The sequence below is a fragment of the Tateyamaria sp. ANG-S1 genome (assembly GCF_000814025.1).
GTDB lineage: Bacteria > Pseudomonadota > Alphaproteobacteria > Rhodobacterales > Rhodobacteraceae > Tateyamaria.
Genome location: NZ_JWLL01000032.1, coordinates 1 through 7082 on the forward strand (window position 1 = coordinate 1; position 7082 = coordinate 7082).

Genomic DNA, 7082 nt, shown 5'->3' on the forward strand with positions numbered 1-7082 from the left:
AGAACATCGCGCCGCGCGAGTTTTGCGTTCTGCCGATTTACCACATCAACGGCTTGTGCGTGACGCTGATGGGCTCGCTTGTGTCGGGCGGGTCGCTGGCGATGACGGCGCGCTTTTCTGCGGGCAAGTTCTGGGATCAGGCGGAGCGGGGGGAGGTGACGTGGTTTTCTGTTGTGCCGACGATCATCAGCCATTTGCTGCATGGGGACGCGAACCCGAGTGCCGCCGTGTCGGCGCGGTTGCGGTTCGGGCGGTCGGCCTCGTCCGCGCTGGCGGTGGAGACACAGGCGGCGTTTGAAGAGAGGTTTGGCGTGCCGATCATCGAGACGATGGGGCTGACCGAGACGGCGGCGCAGATCCTGTCGAACCCGCTGCCGCCGGGTGTGCGCAAGATCGGCTCGCCGGGTGTGGCCTTTGGCAATGAAGTGCGGATTCTGACGCCAGAGCTGACCGATGCGCCGCCGATGCAGGAGGGGGAGATTGCCATTCGCGGGCCGAACGTGATGGTCGAGTATCTGCACAATCCGAAGGCCACGGCCAAGACATTTGCGGGTGAGTGGCTGCGCACGGGCGATCTGGGGCATATCGACGAGGACGGGTATGTCTTTGTGACGGGTCGGCTGAAAGAGTTGATCATCAAGGGCGGGGAGAACATCGCGCCGCGCGAGATTGATGAGGTGCTTTATTCCGAGCCGGACATCATCGAGGCGGCGGCCTTTGCCCGGCCCTGCACCAGCTATGGGGAGCGGGTTGAGGCGGCGGTGAGCGTGAAGCCCGGCTCGGACCTCTCCGAAACGGCGCTGATCGCGCTGTGCCACGCGCGGTTGGGCAAGTTCAAATCACCCGACAGCATCCACTTTCTAGACGAGTTGCCGAAAGGGCCGTCGGGCAAGATCCAGCGGCTCAAGCTGGCCGAAATGATCTGAGCCTGCCGCTATTCGGCGGCGGTTTTCAGACGCGACATCAGGTGGTGGAATTTCTCGCCCTGCACCGCGACATGGCTGCGGATGGTGTCGGAGGCGGCCTGTCCATCGCCCTCGACCAGGGCCGAGACGATCTGCTCATGTTCCTTCATGGACTGTTTCAGTCGCCCGCGCAGGCGCAGTTGCGTGCGGCGGAAGGGCTGTAGCCGTCGCTGCAGGCGCAGGCATTCCTGTTCGAGAAAGCTGTTGCCGGATTCGCGGTAGAGGATGGCGTGGAACTGTTCGTTTTCGCGGTAGTAACGCTCGGTGTCGCTGTCCTGCACGGCGGCGTTGCAGCGCGCGTTTGTCGCCTTCAATTCGTCGATGGCGGCGTCGGAAATGCGGGTGGCGGCGAGGCGGGCGCAGGTGGCTTCGAGCTCTGCCATGACCTCGAACATCTCGATCAGCTCGATGGGGCCGGGTTGGCGGACAAAGACGCCCCGCCTGGGATAATGCGCGACAAGGCCGGATTGGGCGAGCCTGAGCAGCGCCTCGCGGATCGGGGTGCGGGAGACGGCGAAACGCTCTGACAGCTGCACTTCGTCCAGCCGTTCGCCATCGCTGAACGTGCCGTCAAAGATCAGCTCTTCGATCTGGTTGGCGATGATGTCGGATCGTTTTTGCTCCATAGCGTTGTGTTAGCATTCGTCAATCCGGCACGCAACAATATCCCTGTTGTATACAAAAAAGTTGACTTGGAACGCAAAGAGCGCATCCTGACACGATACCCGAGGTCGACTCGGGGCTTTCTGGGAGGAAAACAATGACACTGAAATTCACTGCCGCTGTTGCGTCAGCCGCCCTGTTTGCGGGTTCTTTGACGGCGGGCGCTGCCGAATTGCGCCTGTCGCACCAGTGGTCAACAGCCGATGTGCGCCATCAGGTGGCGCAGATCGTGGCCGATGAGGTGGCCGCCGCCGATGTCGATCTGGAGATCAAGATTTTCCCGTCGAAATCACTGTTCAAACCGCGCGAGCAATACAAGCCGCTGAGCCGTGGGCAGCTGGACATGACCGTCTTTCCGCTGAGTTATGCGGGTGGTCAGCAGCCTGCCTATAACCTGACGCTGATGCCGGGGCTGGTGAAGAACCACGACCACGCCGCGCGCCTGAACGAGAGCGATTTCATGGGCCGGATCGAAGAGATCATGGCCGAGGATGACGTGATGGTTCTGGTCCACGGCTATCTGGCCGGTGGGTTTGTCGGCAAGGATGGTTGCATCACATCGCCTGAGCACGTGCAGGGCCAGCAGACCCGCGCGGCGGGCAAGGCGTTTGAGCAGATGCTGGCGGGTGCCGGAGCCTCTATCGCGTCGATGGCGTCGTCGGAGATTTACAATGCGATGCAGACCGGTGTTCTGACGGCGGCGAATACGTCGTCATCGTCCTTTGTCAGCTACCGCATCTATGAGCAGGTGGCGTGCTATACGCCCGCGAGCGATTTTGCGCTGTGGTTCATGTATCAGCCGATGCTGATGAACAAGTCGACCTTTGAGGGGCTGGATGAGGCGCAGCAGGCCGCACTGATGGCGGCGGCGGAGAAGGCCGAAGCCTTCTATCTGGAAGAGGCCAAGAAGCAGGATGCAAACTCTGCCGAGGTCTTTGCCGACAATGGCGTCGAGATTGCCCAGATGAGCCAGGAAGAGTTCGATGCCTGGCGCGCGCTGGCGCAGGAGACGTCCTACAAGGCGTTTGTTGCTGACACGCCGGGCGGGCAGGAATTGCTGGATCTGGCGCTGTCTGTCGAGTGATCGGCTGATCGGGACGGCGGGTGCGCCGCCCCCAATACGCATAAACCTGGGAGGAGGCCGCCATGGCTGGCCAGAGCAATGCCGCAGCGGCACCTGTCGGCAACAACCCTTTCCTGCGCCTTGTGGCGGCGATTTCGACCCTCGCCGGGTGGTGTTCGGCGGCGATGATCGTGGCCGCGGTGGCGATCACATGTCAGATGATTTTCATTCGCTTTGTACTGAATGGATCGACCGTGTGGCAGACGGAGGCGGTCATCTATCTGGTGGTCGCTGCGACGCTGATCGGGCTTCCTTACGTGCAGCGGTTGCGGGGGCATGTGAACGTGGACCTGATCCCGCTGGCGTTGCCGCGTCGTGCGCGGATGGGGTTGGCGTTGGTCACGCTGTCGGTGTCGATCCTGATTGTCGGGGTGATGCTGTTTTACGGCTATGAATACTGGCATTTCGCGTGGGATCGCGGCTGGCGGTCGGACACTGTCTGGGGTGTGCGGTTATGGATCCCGTACCTGTCCATCCCCATCGGCTTTGGCTTGCTCTTGTTGCAGTTGGTTGCGGATCTGGTGGCTGTGTTGACGGGTGTTGAAAAACCCTTTGGGCTGGAGGACGGCTGATGGATCCGCTTGTTCTGGGGGCGATTGTGGCTGTGGCCACGATATTTGTTCTGTTTTCGGGCGTGTCGGTGGCCTTGGGGCTGCTGATCGTGTCGGCGGGTTTTCTGATCATCTTTGACGGCGTGCGGTCGCTGGAGCTGATGCCGGAGATCCTGTTTGGGAAGCTCGACAACTTTGCGCTGCTGTCGATCCCGATGTTCATCATCATGGGGGCGTCGATTGCCTCGACCCGGGCAGGCGCAGACCTTTACGAGGCGCTGGAGCGGTGGCTGACCCGTGTGCCGGGGGGACTGGTGATTTCGAACCTTGGCGCCTGTGCGCTGTTTTCGGCCATGTCGGGGTCGTCGCCTGCGACCTGTGCCGCGATTGGCAAGATGGGCATTCCGGAGATGCGCAAGCGGGGGTATCCGGATGCGATTGCGTCGGGGTCCATCGCCGCGGGCGGCACGCTGGGCATTCTGATCCCGCCGTCGGTAACGATGATTGTGTATGGGATCGCGACCGAGACCTCGATCGGGCGGTTGTTTCTGGCGGGGGTGTTTCCGGGGCTCTTGCTGGTGTCGCTGTTCATGGCGTGGTCGCTTTATGCGACGTGGCGGTCGGGGGATGCGACTGTGCTGAGTGCGACGGCGTATACGTGGAAGCAGAAGTTCGAGATCCTGCCGCGTGTGATCCCGTTCATCGTGATCATCATCGGGGTGCTTTATGCGATGTATGGTGGTGTGGCGACGCCGTCCGAGACGGCCGCCGTGGGCGCGCTGATGTGCCTGCTGATCGCGATGATCATCTACAAGCTGTGGAACCCCGGTGATTTGTGGGTCGTGCTGCGCGACAGCACCAAGGAAAGCGTGATGATCCTGTTCATTATCGCCGCAGCGGGTGTGTTCAGTTACATGCTGTCGTCGCTGTTCATCACGCAGGCGATTGCCGAGTGGATCGGGACGCTGGATGTGAACCGCTGGGTGCTGATGGGGGCGGTGAATGTGTTCCTGCTGATCGCGGGGTTCTTTTTGCCGCCCGTGGCCGTGATCCTGATGGCGGCGCCGATCCTGCTGCCGATCATCATCACGGCGGGCTTCGATCCCATCTGGTTTGCGGTGATCCTGACCATCAATATGGAGATTGGCCTGATCTCGCCGCCTGTGGGTCTGAACCTCTACGTCATCAACGGGATTGCGCCGGATATTTCGCTGAAGACGATCTTGAAGGGGTCGTTGCCGTTCGTGGCGTGCATGGTGATTGCGATTATCATCCTGTGCATCTTTCCGGGCATTGCGACGTGGTTGCCAGACACGGTGATGGGGGCCGCGCGATGACGATGCTGGCTGATCTTCTGTCGACGGTGTTTGAACGTCGGATGCGGATCAGCGGGCCTACGCGGGATGACGCACGGTCGACCGAGGAACTGGCGGAGGCGCTGGTGGGTGCCGATGGCGAGATGTCGGGGCAGAACCTGGGGCGGTTGATCCTGGATCGGTTCAGCGACATGGACGAAGACGCGCGGCTTGGGTTCTTTGAGTATCTGGCGACCGCGATGGATTTTGATCCGGGTGCGGTGCGGGAGGCGTTGGAAGCCTATGAAGCGGAGCCGGGGCGGCAGACCTACAGAGCCTTTGCCGAAGCGGCGGAGCCAAGACGGCAGGAGTTTATTCGGCGCCTGAACCGGGTACCGCAGGCCACCAGCGCGCTTGTGTCGATGCGGGCGGAGTTGTTGCGCTATGCGCGCACCGACCCGGCGCTGGGGGCGCTGGATCTGGATTTTCAGCATCTGTTCAGTTCGTGGTTCAACCGGGGCTTTCTGGTGCTGCGGCCCATCAATTGGGAAAGCCCCGCGCATATTCTGGACAAGATCATCGCCTATGAGGCGGTGCATGCCATCGACAGCTGGGACGATCTGCGGCGGCGGCTGGAGCCGGTGGACCGGCGCTGTTTTGCGTTCTTTCACCCGGCGATAGCGGACGAACCGTTGATCTTTGTCGAGGTGGCGCTGACCAAGGGCATACCCGACAGCGTCCAGGCGTTGTTGTCCGAGGACCGGAGCGCCATCGTGGCGGAAGAGGCGGACACGGCGGTGTTCTACTCGATCTCGAATTGTCAGGCGGGGTTGGCGAGCATTTCCTTTGGCAATTCGCTGATCAAACAAGTGGCGATGGATCTGTCGATGCAGTTGCCAGGGTTGAAGACCTTTGTCACCCTGTCGCCCATTCCGGGGCTGAATGGTTGGCTTGATGAGATGGCCGTGAAAGTGGGGGCGGATGACCCGGAGCGTTTGCGCGCTCTGGCGGCGCATTATCTGTTGGAGGCCAAGCGCGATGGCGGTGCGCCGCGCGATCCGGTGGCGCGGTTCCATCTGGGCAACGGCGCGCAGGTGCGCAAGGTTCATGCAAGCGCGGACGTGTCGGACAAGGGTATGGCCCAATCGTCAGGTGTGATGGTCAATTACCTTTACGATCTGGCCAAAGTGTCCCAGAACCATGAGCGCTTTGCCGCGTCGGGCACGATATCGGCCTCGTCCGAGATCAGGTCACTGAGCGGGAGCGGAAAGAAACTGCTGGCCGAGGAACCCCGCACATGACGAACCCCCTTTATGATGCGTTGTTCGGGCAGCATGCGGGGCAAGCGACCCCATTTCTGCATCTGGCAGATGGTGGGGTGTTGTCTCACGCAGAGTTTCTAGGGCAGGCGGCGCAGTTTGCGCATGTGCTGACCGATGCGGGGCTGGTGCCCGGTGATCGGCTGGCGGCGCAGGTCCACAAGTCGCCGGAAGCGCTGGCGCTTTATGCCGCTTGCATGCAGGCGGGGGTGATCTTTCTGCCGTTGAATACAGGGTATACCACGGACGAGCTGTCGTATTTCATTGAGGACAGCGGCGCGAAACTGGTCGTGTGCGATGGCGCGGCCATGGAGGCCCTGCGCGGGGTCACCGACCCGCTGGGCGCGGCGCTGACGTCACTGAATGCGGATGGCTCGGGCAGCTTGGCCGAGGCGGCGGCGTCGAAGGCTGTCACCTATCCCACGGTGGCGCGGGGCGCGGATGATCTGGCCGCGTTTCTCTATACCTCGGGCACGACGGGCCGGTCGAAGGGGGCGATGCTGTCGCAGGACAATCTGCTGTCCAATGCGCGGACGCTGGCGGCGTATTGGCGGTTTGATGACAGCGATGTGCTGCTGCACGCCCTGCCGATCTTTCACACCCATGGGCTGTTTGTGGCGACGAACATCACCCTGCTGGCCGGGGGTGCGATGATCTTTCTGCCGAAATTCGACACCGAGCAGATGATTGCCCATCTGCCGCAGGCGACGGCGATGATGGGCGTGCCCACATTCTACACTCGTTTGCTGGGTGATGCGCGGCTGACCCGTGATCTGGTCGGGCACATGCGCCTGTTCGTGTCTGGCAGTGCGCCGCTGCTGGCCGATACGCATACCGAGTTCGAGGCGCGCACGGGGCATCGCATTCTGGAACGCTACGGGATGACCGAGACGAACATGAACACGTCGAACCCCTATGACGGGGAGCGGAGGGCGGGCACCGTGGGGATGCCGCTGCCGGGGGTGGAACTGAAGGTGACGGACCGTGCGAGCGGCCAGCCTGTGGTCGACGGTGAGGTGGGGCTGATTGAGGTGCGGGGGCCGAATGTCTTTCAGGGCTATTGGAAGATGCCGGAAAAGACCGCGGCCGAGCTGCGCGCGGACGGGTTTTTCATCACCGGCGATCTGGGGAAGATCGACGCGGACGGGTATGTGCATATTGTTGGC

The 7082-nt window shown here is 62.0% G+C and carries 7 protein-coding genes; 6 read left to right on the forward strand and 1 reads right to left on the reverse strand.

Translation table 11 applies throughout. From position 1 onward, the window contains the following. The coding region (locus tag RA29_RS21645) for an AMP-binding protein (protein ID WP_039690052.1) at positions 1-926 on the forward strand (926 nt) is incomplete at its 5' end. Between the two features lie 8 nt (positions 927-934). Here RA29_RS21645 and RA29_RS21650 read toward each other — a convergent pair. After that, a complete protein-coding gene (locus RA29_RS21650; protein ID WP_039690054.1) occupies positions 935-1591 on the reverse strand; it encodes a GntR family transcriptional regulator in 657 nt (218 codons plus the stop codon). Positions 1592-1725: 134 nt separating this feature from the next. On the opposite strand from RA29_RS21650, the gene dctP reads away from it, so the two are divergent. The 5 genes from dctP to RA29_RS21675 all read left to right on the forward strand — a co-directional run. Beyond that, positions 1726-2712, forward strand: a complete 987-nt coding sequence (dctP, locus tag RA29_RS21655) for a TRAP transporter substrate-binding protein DctP (protein ID WP_039690055.1) — start codon at positions 1726-1728, stop codon at positions 2710-2712. A gap of 62 nt (positions 2713-2774) precedes the next feature. Continuing rightward, entirely contained in the window at positions 2775-3323 is a 549-nt protein-coding gene (locus tag RA29_RS21660; protein WP_039690057.1) for a TRAP transporter small permease, read from the forward strand. Then, the gene (locus tag RA29_RS21665) at positions 3323-4639 is read left to right on the forward strand and encodes a TRAP transporter large permease (RefSeq protein ID WP_039690059.1); all 1317 of its coding nucleotides are present in this window, start codon (positions 3323-3325) and stop codon (positions 4637-4639) included. The genes RA29_RS21660 and RA29_RS21665 overlap by 1 nt, the downstream gene beginning before the upstream one ends. Then, positions 4636-5898, forward strand: coding sequence for a malonyl-CoA decarboxylase (locus tag RA29_RS21670; protein WP_039690061.1), 1263 nt, complete (start codon positions 4636-4638; stop codon positions 5896-5898). The genes RA29_RS21665 and RA29_RS21670 overlap by 4 nt, the downstream gene beginning before the upstream one ends. Then, a partial coding sequence (locus RA29_RS21675; protein WP_039690063.1) for an AMP-binding protein occupies positions 5895-7082 on the forward strand: 1188 nt, incomplete at its 3' end. The genes RA29_RS21670 and RA29_RS21675, both read left to right, overlap by 4 nt.

Coding starts and splice junctions, on each gene's coding strand:
- dctP (WP_039690055.1), top strand. CDS start 1,726: ATGACACTGAAATTCACTGCCGCTGTTGCGTCAGCCGCCCTGTTTGCG.
- RA29_RS21665 (WP_039690059.1), top strand. CDS start 3,323: ATGGATCCGCTTGTTCTGGGGGCGATTGTGGCTGTGGCCACGATATTT.
- RA29_RS21650 (WP_039690054.1), bottom strand. CDS start 1,591: ATGGAGCAAAAACGATCCGACATCATCGCCAACCAGATCGAAGAGCTG.
- RA29_RS21660 (WP_039690057.1), top strand. CDS start 2,775: ATGGCTGGCCAGAGCAATGCCGCAGCGGCACCTGTCGGCAACAACCCT.
- RA29_RS21670 (WP_039690061.1), top strand. CDS start 4,636: ATGACGATGCTGGCTGATCTTCTGTCGACGGTGTTTGAACGTCGGATG.